A 17334-nucleotide genomic window follows, 5' to 3' on the forward strand; every position below is an offset into this window, starting at 1 on the left:
CTTGGGTTGGATCTTGGTCTGACTGCCGCCCTTGAGTGGGGCGGGCTTATGCCGCAGAGTGCACACGCACGTGTCACGCCCGACGCGTGTTCTGTGCGGTTTAATCCGTGCCTTCTCTTTCGTCCTCGCGGGAGTCGACGGGTATGCGTGGTACCGGTTTGTTGTTCCGACGGCCGTCTGGCCGGCGGACTCCGACGGAGTTGGGCCGTTTGGCGGGGCCGACCCGCCGGGCCTTCGTCTTGGCGCTCACGGCGATCCTGGCGGTGACCAGCCTGCCCGCCGTCGCGTTCGCGGTACCCGGATCGGGCATGACCCGAGAGCAGGTCGAGTTGCCCGATCTGCCGGAGATCGAGCGGGTTGACCGGGACGAGGGTGCCGAGACGGATCTGACTACGGCTCCTGAGGTGCCGATTGATCCGTATGTGCCGCAGGCGGTTGACCCTTGGCAGCAGGACAGCGGCGTGGTGGACCTGACCGGTCTGGCGGCGGGCGACAGCCGACCGGTGGATGATCTTCCGATTGCTCTTGGCGTGCCGGAGGAAGGCGATCCAGCCGATCTCGCCGGCACGTGGGCGGTGGACCTGGCCGCGCCTGAGGCGTCGCAGGACGCGGGGGTCGCGGGCCTGATCATGAAGTTGACCCCGCCGGAGACCGCGGATCCGGCGGCCGAAGTTGCGCTCAGCGTTGACTACACACCCTTCGCTGACCTGTATGGCCCGCAGGCGGCCGACCGTTTCGGGGTTGTGCTGCTGCCGGACTGTGTCTATGAGGACCCGGACGGCGGGGATTGTGCGACCGATGGTGGGCAGGCGCGGAAGGCCGTGACTGGCACTGCCGCGTCGGTGGTGCCGAGTGAGGTCGAGCTGGTGCCGGCTGGCGAGGCGCCGACCAACAACTCCGGGGCTGAGGACGAGCCGACGCGGCGGGTGGTTACCGGTACGGTTCCCGTCGCCTCACTGCTCGGCGCTGACACCGCCGCCGAGGCGGGCGCCGAGACCGCTGCTGCGACGGGCGCCGCCACGTCGTCGGCGGGCTCGAGTGTGGTGGGTGTGTTGGACACTGGTGCTTCCACGGCTGGTGATTTCACTGCCACGCCGCTGCTGTCCTCGGGGTCCTGGGCGGCGGGTTCCTCTTCCGGTGCGTTTACTTACGGGTATCAGGTGCAGGTGCCGGAGACTGCCGGTGGCCTGATGCCGAAGGTGAACCTTTCCTACTCTTCGCAGTCGGTGGACGGCCGTACCTCGGCCACGAACAACCAGGCGTCGTGGATCGGTGACGGCTGGGACTACAACGCGGGGGCGATCACTCGCAGCTACGCCAACTGCCGGCAGGATTCGAAGAAGCCGGGGTCGAACAACTCCACGCACCGGACCGCTGACCTGTGCTGGGGCTCGCCGAACGCGACGTTGTCGCTTGGCGGTATGACCACGGAGTTGGTGTGGGACGAGGACAAGGAGCGCTGGTTCACCGCCAACGGTGATGGCTCCACCGTGGAGTTGCGCACGGACACCGGCCGGGCCAACGGGGACGCCGACGGCGAGTACTGGGTCGTCACCACCCGCGACGGCACCCGCTACCACTTCGGTCTGCACCGTCTGCCCGGGTGGTCTGACAACGGCTCGGATGCCGACGACCCGGTGACGAACTCGGTCCTCACGGTGCCGGTCTACGGCAACCACGCCGGGGAGCCCTGCTACAAGGCGGGCAACTGGGCGGGCTCGTTCTGCACCCAGGCCTGGCGATGGGGTCTCGACTACGTCGAGGACATCAACGGCAACGCGATGTCGCTGTGGTGGGGCAAGGAGAGTAACTACTACGCCCGTAACTTCAACTTCAAGGACCCGGTCAAGTACGACCGGGGCGGCTATCTCTCCCGCATCGAGTACGGGCAGCGTCGGGACACCCTTTTCAGTGCAGCGCCCTTGGCCCGGGTTGGATTCACCGTCGCCGAGCGCTGTTTCGACGAGGGGGAGTTGACCTGTAGTGAGGAGAACTTCACCAGTTCCAACCCCGGGGACTACCGGATCTGGTATGACACTCCGGCTAATCTGCGGTGCGCCGCGGGCGAGAAGTGTTGGAACGCGGGGCCGTCCTTTTTCACCCGTAAGCGCCTTGACAAGATCACTACGTCGGCTCAGCGGCGCAGTGGTGACACCACGCTGCAGGCGGTGGACGAGTATCAGCTCACGCAGTCCTTCCCGATTCTGCTGACCGGGCCGAACACCGCGCTGTGGTTGGAGTCGATCACTCGTACCGGGTATGCCCGTAACGGCACCTCCGACGAGAAGGTCACCCTCAACCCGGTGCGTTTCGAGCACAACGTCGAGGACATGCCGAACCGGGTCAAGCAGGATCACCGCCCCGGCTTCTCGCGGCTGCGTATCGCTCGGGTCATCAACGAGTACGGCGGCGAGACGGTCGTCAGCTACAAGGAGCCCACCGGGGACTGCGCCACGGGCACCGATCTGCCTGGCAAGGACGACACCGCCGATCTGAAGGCCAATACCCGGCTGTGTTATCCGTCGTACTGGCATCCGGATCCGGAAGCCGAGGACATCGACTGGTTCCACAAGTATGTTGTCGACAGTATTGAGGAGCTGCCCGCGATCGACGGCGCTTCCGTCGCCACCGTCACCCGCTACGACTACGGGACTGCGGCCTGGCGGCTCGCCGAGCGGGAGTTCACCAAGAAGTCGACTCGCACGTACTCCCAGTTCGCCGGCTTCGCGCAGGTCGCCGTCTACACCGGTGACGACGATCCCGATATCGGCAGCGCGAAGACCAAGACCGTCACCCGCTACTTCCGGGGTCTTGGTGACACCGTCTCGGTGCAGGACATCACTGGCGCCGAGATCGCCAAGGACCGCAAGCCTTTCGCCGGCCGAATCGCTGAGGAGCTGACCTACACCAGCGCCGAGGACGCCGATGAGCAGTGGCTGACCCGCAGCGTCACGTATCCCGCCGCGCAGCTTCTCGCCAGCCGTGACCGTGACGACGGTCTCAGCCCGTTGGAAGCCTGGCGGGTCACCGAGGCGCGGCAGGTGGCCCATGCCCGCTCCTCGGGCACCGGCGACGACACCCGCACCGAGCGGGTCGTCGAGACGAAGACCACCTTCGAGACGACGCATGGGCTGCCCACGCACGTGGAGTCCCTCGGTGACACCGAGCAGACCGGCGACGAGTCGTGCACCTTCCTCGAGTATCACCACCGGCTGGACAAAAACCTGATCGGGCTGACCAAGCAGGTCCGTTCCAGCCCGACCACCTGCGCCGAGGCCACCTTCGATGACCTGACGACGCTGAGCTCGGCCAGTCGGGTCGCCTACGACAGCGCGGACTACGGCGTCGACCTCGGCGACGGCACCCGCGGAATCGCCACCGAGACCTGGTCGCTCAACGGCGACGGCTCCGGCTTCCAGGCCGACGGCACCACCGGCTTCGACGCCATCGGCCGCGTCGTGACCCGAACCGACGTGGACGGCGAAACGTCGACGATCACCTACACCCCCGCCACCGGTCAGGCCTTCGCCGTCTCCGAGGAAAACGCGCTGGGCCACCGGCAGACCCGGGAGGTGGAGCCGGGCCGGGCCGTCTCCCTCAAGACCACCGACGTCAACGGACTGGTCAGCGAGGCCAGGTACGACCCGTTGGGCCGCCTCGTCGAGGCGTGGGCGCCCGGCCGTACCCCCTCCACCGGGGCCGTGGCGGACTTCCGGGCCGAGTACGCCGTCCCGGAAGGCAAACCCCCATACATCACCACCTTCGCGCGGGGGCACGAGGGCCGCATCGAAACCTCGGTCACGCTCTACGACGGCATGGGCCGGGAGCGGCAGAGTCAGACGGAGGCCGTCGGCGGCGGCCGTCTGATCACCGACACGCTCTACAACAGCTCCGGCGAGGTGTGGCAGACCCGCAACGCCTACCCCGCCGACGGATCACCGATCGGGCAGCTGTTCACGCCGCTGGCCGACACCGCCGTGCCCAACGCCACCCGCTACACCTACGACGGTCTCGGCCGGGTCACCCGGGAGCTGCCGGTCCTAGACGGCGTCGAGACACCAGCACGGGCCACCAGCTACACCTACGGAGAAGACCACTCCACGGTCGTCAACCCCGCCGGCGCCGCGTCCTACCGCATCTTCAGCGACGCCATGGGCCGGAACACCCGGCTGGACACCTTCACCGACAGCGGCCACACCGAGTTCACCTCGATGCGGTACGAGTACGACGCGCGCGGGCACCTGGTGCAGGCCACCAACTCCGCCGACGAAACCCACCCGTGGACCTGGACCTACGACCAGCGCGGGCGACTCGTCACCGCCGTGGACCCCAACAGCGGCACCACCCAGCTCACGTATGACCGGTTCGACCGGCAGGAAAGCGTCACCAACGGCCGCAACATCACCGTCTGGAACAGCTACGACAAGCTGCACCGCCCCACCGAGCAGCGGCTCGGCATCAGCGACGGCACCCTACTGGCGGCCTACACCTACGACAGCGTCCCAGGCGGCAAGGGGCTACCAGCGACGGCCACCCGCTACACCGACGAACTGGCCTACACCCAGGAGATCGGCGGGTACACCGACGACTACCAGCCCACCTCCACCACCCTGACGCTACCGGAGTCCATCGCCGACACCTGGGGCCTGAAAACCTCCTACCGGTACGACTACACCTACACCGACACCGGTCTGCCCGAGTCGACCATGCTGCCGGCCGTCGGGACCCTCCCCGCCGAGAAGCTGCTGGTCCGCTACACCAGTGACGGGCTGCCCCTGTCGGTGTCGGGTAAGGACTGGTACGGCGCCGAAACCGTCTACTCGCCGTACGGGCAGGTGCTGCGCTCCACCCTCGGCGCCCAGCCCTACCGGGTGTGGACCACCGCCTCCTACGACAACGCCAGCGGCGCCCTCACCGACCAGCAGGTCCACCGCGAACAAACCGACGACCAGAGCATCGTCGCCGCCAACCTGGTGTCGCACCGCTCCTACGGCTACGACGACGCCGGCAACGTCACCTCAATCCGCGAGCGCTCCCTCGGCCTCGAGGAACGACAGTGCTTCACCTACGACCCGATCGGCCAGCTGAGCACAGCGTGGACGGCGACCGACCAGGAGTCCTGCGCCGCCAGCCCCGCCGGCGACACCGTCACCGCCGGCACCGACGGCACCGGCTACTGGCAGGAGTACGAGTACGACCTGCTCGGCAACCGCACGAAGCTGGTCGAAAAAGACCTCACCGGCGACACCGACAAGGACGCCACCACCAGCTACGACTACGGCAAGGCCGACGGCACGCAGCCGCGCACCCTCACCAAAGTCACCAAGGACTACGTCACCCCGGACGGCGCGGAGATCACCGCCGTCGCCGAACGCCTGTATGAAATGACCGGCGAAACCAAGGTCGTCACCTCCGTGGAAAACGGCGACCAGCAGGTGCTCTCCTGGACCTACGACGGCAAGGTCGACCGGATCACCGGCGCGGGCAGCCGGGGCAAGACCGCCTACGTCGGGTTGGCCGACAAGTGCATCGACCTGAGCCTGGCCGTCCCGGGTAATCCAATGCAGCTGTTCTCGTGCAACGGCACGATCGCGCAGAAGTGGACGTTCGCTCCCGTACCCGGCCAGGCTGATGCGAATCTGGGCACCCTGTCCGTGTATGACGACTGGTGCGTCCAGCCAGACGGCAACACCGCCGGGTCCGCCTTCACAACGCAGGAATGCTCCGGGTCGACCGATCAGCACCTGGAGCGCCTCTCCACCGGGCAGCTCAAGCACCCCGCCTCCGGCCTGTGCCTCGCGGTCAAGGACGAGGCCACCGACGACCTCACCCCGCTGGTGCTCGCGACCTGCGACGCGGACTCCGCCGCCCAGCAGTGGGAGGCACAGAACGAGACCCGGCACCTCTACGGACCCGACGGCAGCCGCCTGCTCACCTTCCAGGACCAGCAGGCGACGCTGTACCTCGGCGAGTCGGTGCTGACCGTGCAGCGAGGCGGGACGCTGGTCAACACCCAGCGTTCCTACCCCGCACCGGGTGGTGTCGTGATGCGGTACTTGCATCTCGCCACCGGCAGTACCGGACTTGTCGCGCTCGCCGGTGACCACCAGGGCAGTCCGTACGCTGAGGTCGGCCTCCAAGGCGAGATGCCGGTGCGGGTCCGTAAGCAGGACCCGTTCGGCAACCAACGTGGCGCCGCGCCCATCGGCGTCAACATGCAGACCCACACCGGGTTCCTCGGTGCCCAGCGGGACGACGCCTCCGGCTTCATCCCGCTCGGCGCGCGGCTCTACGACCCGGTGGTAGGCCGGTTCCTCTCCGCCGACCCGGTGCTGGACATCGCCGACCCGATGCAGTCCAACGGGTACGCGTACGCCCACAACAACCCGGTGACCCACTCCGATCCGACGGGCCTGTCGGTGTCGTTGACTCCCTCGGAGAAGGCGGCAGCGCTCGCGGGCGCTGGCCTGTCGGCGGCGCAGGTCGCCCAGGCCCAGGCCACGATGGGCCGCTCGCTGATGTCGGTGATCCTCGACTCAGCCTGGTACATGCTGAAGGAGTTCATCGGCATCAACGACGCCATGAACTGCTTCGGCGGTGACATGTGGGCGTGCGGCAGCCTCATCGTCGGGGCGATTCCCTGGACGAAGGTCGCCAAGATCCCGGGCGTACTCAAGGCAGTCAAACGGACAATCTCCGCGATCCAAGCATGGCGTACGGCGAAACGTGTCGCCGAAGGGGTGCTACGCGCCGCCAAGGCAGCGGAGACAGCGGCACTCAACGCCAAGAAGCTGGCCATCGAAAAGGCAAAGAAGGCCGCCCAAGCCGCGAAGAAAAAAGCCGCCCAAAAAGCCCAAACAACAAGTAACAAGGCAGCCAACGCCACAAAGAAGACCGGCAACTCAGCCCAAAAGAACGCCCAGGCGAAATCCAACCCGAAGGGCTCCTCAGCGGCCTCCAGCGGCGCCGGCAAATCCGGCAAATCCGGTGGCGGCTCCGGCAAGTCCAGTGGTGGCTCCGGCAAATCCGGTGGCGGCTCCGGCAAGGGCGACTCCAAGGGCGGCGGGGACTCCGGCGCGACGACGCGCGGCAACGGCGGCTCAAGCGGCGCAGACTGCAAGAACAACAGTTTCGTTCCTGGCACCAGGGTCCTGATGGCGGATGGCTCCACCAAGCCGGTGGAGGATGTGCAGCCGGGCGACGAAGTCCTGGTCACCGACCCGGAGACGGGCGAGACCGTGACCGAGACGGTCACCGCGGCGATCAAGGGCGACGGCGTCAAAAAGCTGGTGAAGGTCACCATCGACACCGACGGCGACCGTGGTACGGAGACCGCCGAGATCACCGCGACCGACGGCCACCCGTTCTGGGTGCCGGAGCTAGGCGAGTGGATCGACGCCACCGACCTGCGCTCCGGCCAGTGGCTGCGGACCAGCTCCGGCACGTACGTGCAGATCACGGCCATCGACCGCTGGGACGTCCTGCAGGCCACCGTCCACAACCTCACCGTCGCCAACATCCACACCTACTATGTGGTAGCCGGCACCACCCCGGTCCTCGTACACAATTGCAACGGGGCTACGCTTGACCTCAAGTACAAGGACAGCTGGACTGCCGGACAGAGGGCGGCTGCCGATGCGAAGGTGGCGGCACTCAATTCTGCCGATCGGCTTGTAGTTACTCAAGTGCAACGGTCGGGGAGCGCGGCGGCTGTATGGCGCGCAAATGGGAGGCAAACCATCTCCGGCACCGACATCGATCACAAGATTGATCTTCAGCTGGGCGGTGCCGATCACATCGATAACATGTGGCCACTCGATTCCTCGGTGAACAGAAGCCTCGGCGCTCAGATCTCTGCAAAGCTGAAGGGTCAGGGGCTGAAGCCTGGGGATATAGTCTGTAGAGTCACGATCTCGGCGCGATGTTAGGAGCTGATGTGCCTCCGGAGGGATGGGAGCTGACTCGGGCTGTCAGGACCGACGCTGGGATGTTCGGCGTCTGGCAGCCTGAGCGCTTCACAGGTGTGACCAGCCTGGACGAGTGGGAAGATGAGGTGTCCGAGGGCGCGGCGCTTCTCCGCAACATTGAGGCTGGGGTTTTCGTCCCGATCAATTTTGGCGGGGGTGGTGCCTATCAATTCACCGTCCGGTACGGCGACCAAGCTGGTGGCTTGACGGAGCGTGAAGGCCGGTACCGGCTGGTTTCATCGAAGCCGTATTTGCTGATTGCTAGGGGGCAAACTGCACTGGGTGGTCTGGAGGCTGTTGGTCAATACTCGGGTATTGATCCCTTGGTGCTGCCGACGGATCCAGGGCGTTACGCCGTCACCATTCACTTGATTGATTGGAAGGCTGAGCCCGGCACTGCTGATCCAGACGGGAAGCCAACGACGAGTGCACTGTCGGACTTCGTAATCGAAATGTCCCTAGATTCTGGAAGTGAAGAATATCGTTCACTCTTGACTACATTCGATTGACCGTAGATACCTTAAGCAAGGGAATTGCGTGATTGCGTAGTGTAGTCCCGGGGCGTCGCTGTGCACTGGCGGTCACGGTCGTACCCGTGGGTTGCTGTCGGGTCAAACGCGAATCGAGGTCGTCGCGGAATATGTTCGACAAACTTCGACGCTTGGATGGGCCTACTGTCATCCCTTCCGTAGTTGCGCCTCGTGGCTAACCCATGGTGGGCGCGCGCGGGCCGTTAACCGATCTATCCAAGACCCCAACCTTTATCGATTACCGATGCATCGGTCCCACCTCACCAGCCGAAGGCTCTTACGAGGCGAAACACGGACTAAACCTCGCTTGGCTCCTCGATCAGGGAGAGCGCGCCTGATGGGCAGAGTTGGACGGCGTCGCGGGCTCGTTGGGCGGCTTCGCCTTCGGGGTGTTTGGTGACGAGCATGACGATGCCGTCGTCGTGCTGGTCGAACACGGTTGGGTCGGTCAGGACGCACTGGCCGGCCCCGATGCAGACGTCGGTGTTCGCCTCGATTCGCATGTGGTCCTCCGTTACCAGGCGACGGGGAGTTCTTCGGCGCCGTAGATGATGGCGTCGGACTTGAACGGGATGTCGTCGAGCGGTGCGGCCAGGCGGAGGGTGGGGATGCGGCGGAACAGGGTGTCGAAGACGATTTGCAGCTCCAGGCGAGCCAGGGTTTGGCCGATGCACTGGTGTGGGCCGAAGCCGAAGGCGACGTGGTGGCGCGCGCCGCGTTCGAGGTCGATCCGGGTTGGGTCGGTGAAGACCGTGGGGTCGTGGTCGGCGGCCAGCCCGGAGATGACGACTCCGTCGCCGGCGTTGATGGTGGTGTCGCCGAGCTGTACGTCCTCGGTGGCCACGCGGGCGGTGACCGTGTCGGTGATGCTGAAGTAGCGCAGTAGCTCCTCAACGGCCGGCGGTGTCTTCTCCGGGTCCTCTTTGATCTTGGCGAGCTGGTCGGGGTGTTGGAGCAGCCCCACAACGCCGAGGGAGATCATGTTTGCAGTGGTCTCGTGACCGGCGATGAGCAGGAGGAAGGCCATACTGACCATGCTCGTGCGATCGAAGGTGCCGGCCGCGCGCTGTTTGGCGATCTGCCGGCTGAGCAGGTCGTCGGTGGGGTCGGCGACCTTGCGGTCGATCAGCCCGCCGAGGTAGGTGTTCAGCTCCTCCTGGATGCGGACCCGGACCTGCGATGGTGTGTTGTGCCGGACCAGGGGGCCGGTGTGCGCCTGGAAGAAGTCGTGGTCGGCGTAGGGGACGCCGAGTAGCTCGCAGATGACCAACGATGGCACCGGCAGCGACAGCGCTTCGACCAAGTCGGCGGAGCGTTGCTCGGAAGACAGCATCTCGTCGATGTGCTGGTCGACGATCTGCTGGATCCGTGGCCGCAGCCCGGCCATCCGCCGCACGGTGAACTCACCCATCAGGGCCCGCCGCGCCTGGGCGTGCTCGGCGCCGTCCATGCCGAGCATGGAGATGGGCTGGTCCTGCAGCTGTTTTCTGGTCTCCGGGTCGGTGCTGACGAACGGGAAGTTGTCCCGGCGGCGGTCGGAGGAGAACCGCCGGTCGGCCAGGACAGCGCGGGCCAGCTCGTGCCCGGCGATCCACCACGCTTCGCGGCCGGTCGTCAGGCGGACCTTCGCGAGCGGGGCATGCTCCCTGATCTGTTCGTATTCGGCGGGTGTGCTGAAGGGGCATCCACGTTCGACGGGAAACTCGGCGTCGGTGACCTCGCCGGAGCCCGGCCCTGACGTGGCAGTCGAGGAAGCCCCCGCTGTAGTGATCGAGGCAGTCTCTGTCATGGTGATCGTCACCTCGCAGAAGTGGATGTTGTCCCCGCCCGCTCGGCCCCAGGCTAGCCCGACGGTGGCACTCCGTCCATGCCTGACCGTCGATGGCCAGGCTGGTCTGCCTACCGGCCGGGCGGGGACGACAGCGGGCACCTATCCGATCCGGGTCGCTTCGATGGTGGTGCTCGTCCGCGCCGTACGGAAGGTGGCGAGCACCGCGGTCGCGGCGAGCACGAGGCTCGTGGCGAGGATCAGGTAGTACGACGGAGGTAGCCAGTTGATCGTTCGTCGGCCTTCGGTGAGGCCGGCGACGATGAACCAGGCGGTGAGGATCCCGAGCCCGACGCAGAGTGCGAAGACCGTGGCGAGCGGCAGGGCTGCTTCGGCGACGATGACGCGACGCACCGTCGATACGGGCATTCCCATGAGGCGGAGCAGGCCGAGTACCCGTTTGCGGTCCAGGATGGCGGCGATGCTGGAGACGGCGAGGGAGACCGCGGAGATCAGGGTGGCCACGAGCACGGCCAGGTGGCCGAGGTTGGCGTAGCGGTCGGCCCAGGTTCGCGACCGGGCGCTCTCGTGATCGGCCTGGGTCATGGTCGGAGATTGCAGGCGCAGTTCGCTGCCGAGGATGGCGGTGCGGGCACGTTCGACCGAGTGCGTCGTGCCGTCGGTGGCGACGAGCAGAGTCCTCGGCGTGGTGCCCGGTGCGGTCGCTGGGCGGGTGACCAGCGAGCCGTCGCCGAAGGCGCTGCCGGTGACCTGGATATGGCTGGCGCTGTCGTGATTGGACAGGCCGACGCGGGCGGCGTCAGCGGCGGTGAAGACGGCTCCGGTCTCGGGGTGGGAGGAGCCAATCGCGGTCGCGGTGACCCCGTCGGTGCGGGCGATCCGGGCTGCCGCGGCGGCGACCGCGGTGATATTGGACGCCACTGCGTTGGCATCGTCCGGCGGTGGTGGACTGAACCAGGCGACCAGGGTGGAGGATGAGAGATACTCGGAGTCTTCAGTGGGGGGTTCCTCGGCGAGGGTGGTGATCCCGGCGGAGAAGAACGAGACCAGGAAGACGGCGGCGACCAGGCCGCTGACCGCGCGGAACGTGGCCCGTGGGTGTTGTTGGATGCGGTTCATCGCGATCACCCCGGCGGTGCGGTGCGCGCGGCGGGCCGCGACCCGAGAGATCCAGTAGGTGAGCACCGGCCCGGCGGCGATCAGCCCGACCAGGAGCAGGAGGAATCCGGCGATGAGGACCTGGTCGGTACGGGGGAGCGGGCCGTGCCGCAGGGCGGCGGTCGTGGCGCCCAGCAGCACCACCACACCGGCGATGAGCGGCACCACGCCGAGGGCGGAGGGGCGACGCTCGGTACGCTCGCGGCTGCCACCGAGGGGACCGATTCTGGCCCGGCTGGTGCGCCACCCGGCGACAGCGGTGCAGCCGGCCACGACACCCGCGACGACGATGAGCACGGTGCTCGGCGGCACGGTCAGGTCGGCGCGGAAGAACCGGCCGTCTTCCATCTCGACCAGGGCGGCGACCGGGATGAGCAGCCATGCCAGGGCCACTCCGGTCAGGGCGCCCACGAGGCTGGTCACCCCGGCCTCGGTGGCGGCGATGGCGGCGACCCGGCGGGGGGTGGCGCCGATGAGGCGCAGGGCGGCGAAGCGTTCGGCGCGGGTGGCCGCGCCGAGGCGGGTAACGATGCCGACCAGGATCAGGACGGGCAGCAGAATCGCGATGGCGCCGATGATGGTGAGGGCGCGGTAGTTGCTGTTTGGATAGGAAACCCCGCGGAACTCCGTGACCGACCAGACGTTTCCACTGAGGAAGACGCTTCCCACCATGCCAACCGATGGCCCCCGTAGGTTCTCGGTCGTCGTCCCGGTCACGACAACCAGCGAGTCCGGGCCCGCCAGGCCCGCGGTGTCAATGACGCCGGCCCGGGTGCCGTACCGGGAACCGAGGGTGTCGGTGGGGTTCGCCTCGATGAGGGCGATCAGCGCGGGGGAGGCGTGGTAGGTGCCGGCCGCCGGGGGCCTCCCGACTCCGGGTACGACCACGGTCGAGTCCGGGGTCGCGACGATGTCGACCCGGATGATCTCTTGCCCGTCGAAGTGCTCCAGGTTGGTCGCCGCCAGCACGGACTCGTCGGTTGGCGCGGCGGCAGCGGGGTCCCGGAGCTCGGTCGACTCTCCGTGGGACAGGGAGGGCCAGCTGAGGCGTTCGGAGCGGGAGGTGACTCCGTCGTAGCCGCCCAGGAGCAACAGCAGTAGGGCGACCCCGACCGCGATGCCGCCGGCCATGCCGATCAGCCGCCCGGATGCCCTACGGCCCTCCGCCGTGACGAGTCTGGTCAGGGTGAACAGCCTCATCCGTACGCCCCTCCGATCGTGATCTGTCCATCGCGGACGACGACCTCCCGGTCGGCGTAGGCGGCCGTACGTGGGTCGTGGGTGGTGAGGATGACGGCGGTGTTGGCGTCGCGGGCGGCCTCGGTGAGGGCGAGCATCACCGTCTCGGCGGCGAGTGAGTCCAGCGATCCGGTCGGCTCGTCGGTGAAGAGCAGGGTCGGCTTGGTGGCCAGGGCACGGGCGATGGCGACCCGCTGCGCCTGCCCGCCGGAGAGCTGCCCCGGCAGTTTCCGGGAGCACTCGCCCAGACCGAGCCGGTCGAGCCAGGCGTCAGCCCGGCGGCGGGCTTCGCGGCGTTTGACGCCGGCAAGCAGGAGGGGAATCGTCACGTTGTCCACCGCGTTCAGGTCGGGCAGGAGCTGCCCGTATTGAAAGACGAATCCGAATTTGTCCAGGCGGAGCCGCGACCTGCCCGCCTCGTCGAGGTCGGTGAGGCGAACGGTGTCGTAGTCCACGGTGCCCTCGTCCGGGACCAGGACCCCGGCGAGTACGTGCAGGAGGGTGGACTTTCCGGACCCGGAGGGGCCGGTCACCGCGATGATCTCGCCGGCGTGGCAGTCCAGGTCGATGCCGCGTAGGGCTTCGGTCAGCCCGAACGCCAGCCGCAGCCCTCGCGCCGAGAGGAGGGGAGCCGACCCGTTCTCGGGGGCGCGCGCCGACATGCTGATGGTCTCTACCTTGTTCACTTTTTTACCTCGGCTTGTAGCTGGGACAGGCGGGCCGCGGTCAGGTCGATCCAGCGCAGGTCCGCCTCGATGTGGAACAGGGCGTGGTCGCAGGCGAGAACGACGGCGAGGCCCGCTCCCCGCTTCTCGTTGGTCAACTCCCGCATCCGCGCCATGTGCCGGCTTCGTTGCAGGTCCAGCAGTCGGCCGGCGTCGTCGCCGAGGAGCAGCGCGATGATTGTCTTGGCGAAGAGGTCGCTCTGCAGGGTCTCCGACGGCACCTCGGGAGTGAAGATCCACTCCAGCACCCGGGCCCGGCCGGCGGGGGTGATCCCGTAGCGCTTGCGCTCCGGGCCGGCGCCCGCCTCGGCGCCGATCGCCACGATCCAGCCGTTGCGCATCAGCCGGGTCAGCGTGGTGTAGACCTGCCCGAACGCCAGTGGTTTCTTCAGCCCGAACCAGCGGTCGTACCGGCTTTTCAGGTCGTAGCCGTAGCTCGCACCGGTGCCGAGGAGGCCGAGGAGGGTTGTCGTGTTGTCCACGTCCGGGACTATATATACGCGGTATCTACACGCGCAATCCACTCTGGTTGGTGGTTCATCGAAGGGCGGCGGGCGCCGGATTCCGGAGTCAGCGTCAACTTCTGGTTGACGATCCGAGCGCGTCAACCTATGGTTGACGCATGACTGAACCATTGATGATGACCCACCCGGTACGCCTCGACGAGCTGATCGACCACATCAAGCAGGGGCGCAACAGCGCGCTGGACCAACTCGCCGACGCGGTCCTGGCCGGCGAGCACCTCGGCGAGGTGGCCGACCACCTGATCGGTCACTTCGTCGACCAGGCCCGACGCTCGGGCGCCTCGTGGACCGAGATCGGCCGCAGCATGGGCGTCAGCAAGCAGGCCGCCCAGAAGCGTTCGATGGCGAAGGTGGCGACGGCCGCGGCGCTGGAGTCGGATGGCGGCTTCAGCCGGTTCACCACCCGGGCCCGCAACGTCGTCATCGCCTCCCAGGAGCAGGCGCGCGCCGCCGGAAACGCCGAGATCGGTCCGGCGCACCTGGCGTTGGGTCTGCTGGTCGACCCGGACGCGCTCGCCCCGCAACTGATCAAGGCGCGCGGAGTGTCCCTGGATCGGTTCCGGGACGGGGTCGCGGCGACCCTGCCGCCGCGCGTGGAGCAGATCCCGGACCTGATCCCGTACGACGCCCGAGGCAAGAAGGCGCTGGAGCTCACCTTCCGCGAGGGGCTTCGGCTCGGCCACAATTACATCGGTACCGAGCACATCCTGCTCGCCCTGCTCGAGGAGGAGGACGGCGACGGCGTGCTAACCGGCCTCGGCCTGGACAAGGAAGGGACGGAGGCCGCGATCCAGGGCGCACTCGCCGCGCTCACCCGCAAGAGCTAGGCGAGGCGGAGAGGGGAGACACGATGGGGCGGCCGTTGCGCATCGCGGTGGCACAACCACGATGCATCGCGTACGACGTGCTGGCCAACGCGGCGGCGCACGCGGCGGCTGTCCGGGCGGCGGACGCACGGGTGGTGGTGTTTCCCGAGCTGTCGCTGACCGGCTACGAGTTGGACGCGCTGCCGGTCGCCCCCAGCGATGAACGGCTGACCCCCATCGTCAACGCCTGTGCCGACACCGGGGCGCTCGCACTCGTCGGCGCCCCGGTGCCGGGGCCGGGCATCGGCGTGCTGGCGGTGGACGGGGAGGGCGCGCGGGTGGCCTACCGGAAGGTTCACCTGCACGGTCGGGAAGCTCTCCACTTCGTCCCCGGCGAGCCGGCCGTGCTCGACGTGGATGGGTGGCGGCTGGGGCTCGCCGTCTGCCGCGACACCGGTATTCCCGAGCACGCCGCGCAGACGGCCGCGCTCGGGATCGACGGTTACGTGGCGGGGGTCGTGCACGCCGAGGACGAGGCCGAGCTGCACGGCGAGCGGGCCCGTCGGGTCGCCGCGGACCATGGCGTCTGGGTGGCCACGGCGGCCTTCGCCGGGCCGACCGGTGGCGGCTTCGCCCAAACGTCCGGCCGCTCGGGCATCTGGTCCGCCGCCGGGGAACTGCTCGCCGAGGCGGGCGCCGCCCCCGACGATCTGGCCCGCACGGTCTTCGTCAGGAGTGTGCGCTGACGCGCTCCGCATCCGCGGGGTGTCTGCCGGTTCCGTGGGGTGTCTGCCGGATTCGCGGTGTGCTGCCCGACCCAAAGGTGTCTGCCGCCCCCAAGGTGTCTGCCGATCCCCGAGGGTGGGCCCTGCTTGACATCTCCTTGAGCTCTCGAGCTGCCCCACCAGTGGGTCTGAGGCCGGGTGGAGCCGTGCCCCATCTTATGGGCAGCTCGACAGCGAGCCGGCGAACTGGGTAGCGCAAACTGGTGGTCGAAGGCTCTCGCCCCGCCTAACTGTTTCATTAGCCGTGGCCGTGGCAGGACTGATCCAGCCGAATGTGTTAACAAATTTGAAACAAATGACACAAAGCGTTTCGTGTACGCATTGTTGTTTCCGGGGTCGCAAGCTTTGCCTCGATTTGTCCATTTTCGCGCCCGCTCCCGGGCTCGGACAGATCATCATTGGGCCGCCTTCGGATGGGTGGCCGAACCGTCGTCGATGGCGTCCACGGGTGCTCCTTCCGGTTGCTGTCGAGGCCGGGGCGGGCGCCTGGATGAGGTGAGGGGAGCGCCCGCCCCGGGGGTGACCGGAGCCAATATGTGGCCGGTCCCAGACAAGATTTATTGCAACCCTGGCTTGATGCAATGTCTCGCGGGAGGATGCGGGCCAAGGGATGAGGTGCCTAACGCGACGACAGTAAAGGAGATAGCGTGGACGACTCGGGGAGCACCGTTCCGCGTAGGCAACTCGGGAGATATCTGCGAGAGCTTCGAGAAAACGCGTATGTCACGGTATCGGCCGCCGCGAAGGAACTGGAGTGGTCTGCACCCCGGATCTGGCGGTACGAGACCGGCCAGGTCCCCATGCACCCCAACGACGTGGAGGCCATGTGCCGGGTCTACGGGGCGGCCCGGGAGACGATCGAGACGATGCGGGCGCTGGCCCGGGAGACCAAGGCGCACGGCTGGTGGCACAGCTACGGCTCGGCGATCAAGGACTGGTTCAAGCTGTACGTCGGCCTGGAAGCCGCCGCGACCCGGATCCGACACTATGAGGTCAACCTGGTACCGGGCTTGTTGCAGACCGTGGAGTACATGACCGAGGTGATCGCCACCGATCATCCGCAGCTCAGCGCGGCGGAGCGCCAGGCGAAGGTGGAGGTCCGCCTGCACCGGCAGCGGTTGTTAACGCGGGCGATCCCGCGGGCACCCCAGCTCGAGGTGGTCCTGAACGAGGCGGTGCTGCGACGGCCACTGCGCGACCGGTCGGCGATGGTGCGCCAACTCGAGGCGCTGCTCGTCACCGGGGAGCGGCACAACGTCGGCCTCCGGGTGCTGCCGCTGAGTGCCGGGGTGTTCCGCTGGGCGCAGGCGGGCACCTTCACCATGCTGGAGTTCCCGACCGACGTGCGGGAGTCAGAGCCGACCACCATCTACACGGACGGGCCGTGCGGGGCGGTCTACCTTGACAAGGCCCACGAGATCCAGACCTACGAGGACGCCTGGCGCTCGCTCAGTGAGCGGACGCGGGGTGTTGCCGAGTCCCGTGAGTTGATCATGGCGATTGCGAGGGAGATGACCGATGAGGCGTGACGGGGTGTGGCGTAAGTCGTCCCGGTCCGGTGGCGAGGGTAACTGCGTCGAGGTGGCGGCGTTGGCCGGCGCACGGAACAGTGCTGTCGGCGCAGGAGACGGCGTTGTCGGCGTACGGGACAGCAAGGACCGGCCCGGTCCGGCGCTGAGCTTCGGCTCGGCGGCCTGGACCCGGTTCGTCGCCGCCGTCCCGGCCGGGGAGCGCGACCAGCAGCTCTGAGCTGCGGTTGGCCGGTGTCGGCGGGATGCCGGCACCGGCCTTCGGCGCGTCGACTGAGGCTC

At 67.5% G+C, this 17334-nt stretch carries 11 protein-coding genes; 6 read left to right on the plus strand and 5 right to left on the minus strand.

Annotation, left to right across the window (positions count from 1 at the left end):
• The first annotated feature begins 143 nt into the window (after positions 1 to 143).
• Both SALPAC2_RS0123010 and SALPAC2_RS27400 read left to right on the plus strand, forming a co-directional pair.
• Positions 144 to 7928 carry an RHS repeat-associated core domain-containing protein gene (locus SALPAC2_RS0123010; protein ID WP_026185051.1) on the plus strand — a complete coding sequence of 2595 codons (7785 nt, stop codon included), beginning with the start codon at positions 144 to 146 and terminating at the stop codon, positions 7926 to 7928.
• 59 nt (positions 7929 to 7987) lie between these two features.
• Positions 7988 to 8476 (plus strand): hypothetical protein, encoded by a 489-nt coding sequence (locus SALPAC2_RS27400; RefSeq protein ID WP_162561387.1) that lies wholly within the window; start codon positions 7988 to 7990, stop codon positions 8474 to 8476.
• 317 nt (positions 8477 to 8793) lie between these two features.
• Here the strand turns inward: SALPAC2_RS27400 and SALPAC2_RS0123015 are convergent, their stop codons facing one another.
• The 5 genes from SALPAC2_RS0123015 to SALPAC2_RS0123035 form a co-directional block, all read right to left on the minus strand.
• Positions 8794 to 9000 (minus strand): (4Fe-4S)-binding protein, encoded by a 207-nt coding sequence (locus tag SALPAC2_RS0123015; protein WP_018218978.1) that lies wholly within the window; start codon positions 8998 to 9000, stop codon positions 8794 to 8796.
• Between the two features lie 11 nt (positions 9001 to 9011).
• Complete coding sequence (locus tag SALPAC2_RS0123020) at positions 9012 to 10286, minus strand: cytochrome P450 (protein ID WP_018218979.1); 1275 nt, start codon at positions 10284 to 10286, stop codon at positions 9012 to 9014.
• Positions 10287 to 10427: 141 nt separating this feature from the next.
• The gene (locus SALPAC2_RS0123025; RefSeq protein WP_018218980.1) at positions 10428 to 12644 is read right to left on the minus strand and encodes an ABC transporter permease; all 2217 of its coding nucleotides are present in this window, start codon (positions 12642 to 12644) and stop codon (positions 10428 to 10430) included.
• Positions 12641 to 13369, minus strand: coding sequence for an ABC transporter ATP-binding protein (locus SALPAC2_RS0123030; RefSeq protein ID WP_018218981.1), 729 nt, complete (start codon positions 13367 to 13369; stop codon positions 12641 to 12643). Before SALPAC2_RS0123030 ends, SALPAC2_RS0123025 begins: the two co-directional genes overlap by 4 nt.
• Entirely contained in the window at positions 13366 to 13890 is a 525-nt protein-coding gene (locus SALPAC2_RS0123035; protein WP_018218982.1) for a PadR family transcriptional regulator, read from the minus strand. The genes SALPAC2_RS0123030 and SALPAC2_RS0123035 overlap by 4 nt, the downstream gene beginning before the upstream one ends.
• 140 nt (positions 13891 to 14030) lie before the next feature.
• On the opposite strand from SALPAC2_RS0123035, the gene SALPAC2_RS0123040 reads away from it, so the two are divergent.
• The 4 genes from SALPAC2_RS0123040 (at position 14031) to SALPAC2_RS0123055 (ending at position 17272) form a co-directional block, all read left to right on the plus strand.
• Positions 14031 to 14759, plus strand: a complete 729-nt coding sequence (locus SALPAC2_RS0123040; protein ID WP_018218983.1) for a Clp protease N-terminal domain-containing protein — start codon at positions 14031 to 14033, stop codon at positions 14757 to 14759.
• 23 nt (positions 14760 to 14782) lie between these two features.
• Positions 14783 to 15484 (plus strand): carbon-nitrogen hydrolase family protein, encoded by a 702-nt coding sequence (locus SALPAC2_RS0123045; RefSeq protein WP_018218984.1) that lies wholly within the window; start codon positions 14783 to 14785, stop codon positions 15482 to 15484.
• Positions 15485 to 16170: 686 nt separating this feature from the next.
• Positions 16171 to 17052 (plus strand): helix-turn-helix domain-containing protein, encoded by an 882-nt coding sequence (locus SALPAC2_RS0123050; protein ID WP_026185052.1) that lies wholly within the window; start codon positions 16171 to 16173, stop codon positions 17050 to 17052.
• A gap of 4 nt (positions 17053 to 17056) precedes the next feature.
• Entirely contained in the window at positions 17057 to 17272 is a 216-nt protein-coding gene (locus SALPAC2_RS0123055) for a DUF397 domain-containing protein (protein ID WP_018218986.1), read from the plus strand.
• The last annotated feature ends 62 nt before the right edge of the window (positions 17273 to 17334 follow it).

It is taken from the genome of Salinispora vitiensis, from assembly GCF_000378825.1.
In the GTDB taxonomy this organism is placed as follows: domain Bacteria; phylum Actinomycetota; class Actinomycetes; order Mycobacteriales; family Micromonosporaceae; genus Micromonospora; species Micromonospora vitiensis.

Excerpts from the sequence above, each read along its gene's own strand:
- SALPAC2_RS0123015 (WP_018218978.1), bottom strand. The coding sequence starts at position 9,000 with ATGCGAATCGAGGCGAACACCGACGTCTGCATCGGGGCCGGCCAGTGC.
- SALPAC2_RS27400 (WP_162561387.1), top strand. The coding sequence starts at position 7,988 with ATGTTCGGCGTCTGGCAGCCTGAGCGCTTCACAGGTGTGACCAGCCTG.
- SALPAC2_RS0123020 (WP_018218979.1), bottom strand. The coding sequence starts at position 10,286 with ATGACAGAGACTGCCTCGATCACTACAGCGGGGGCTTCCTCGACTGCC.
- SALPAC2_RS0123040 (WP_018218983.1), top strand. The coding sequence starts at position 14,031 with ATGACTGAACCATTGATGATGACCCACCCGGTACGCCTCGACGAGCTG.
- SALPAC2_RS0123010 (WP_026185051.1), top strand. The coding sequence starts at position 144 with ATGCGTGGTACCGGTTTGTTGTTCCGACGGCCGTCTGGCCGGCGGACT.
- SALPAC2_RS0123025 (WP_018218980.1), bottom strand. The coding sequence starts at position 12,644 with ATGAGGCTGTTCACCCTGACCAGACTCGTCACGGCGGAGGGCCGTAGG.
- SALPAC2_RS0123045 (WP_018218984.1), top strand. The coding sequence starts at position 14,783 with ATGGGGCGGCCGTTGCGCATCGCGGTGGCACAACCACGATGCATCGCG.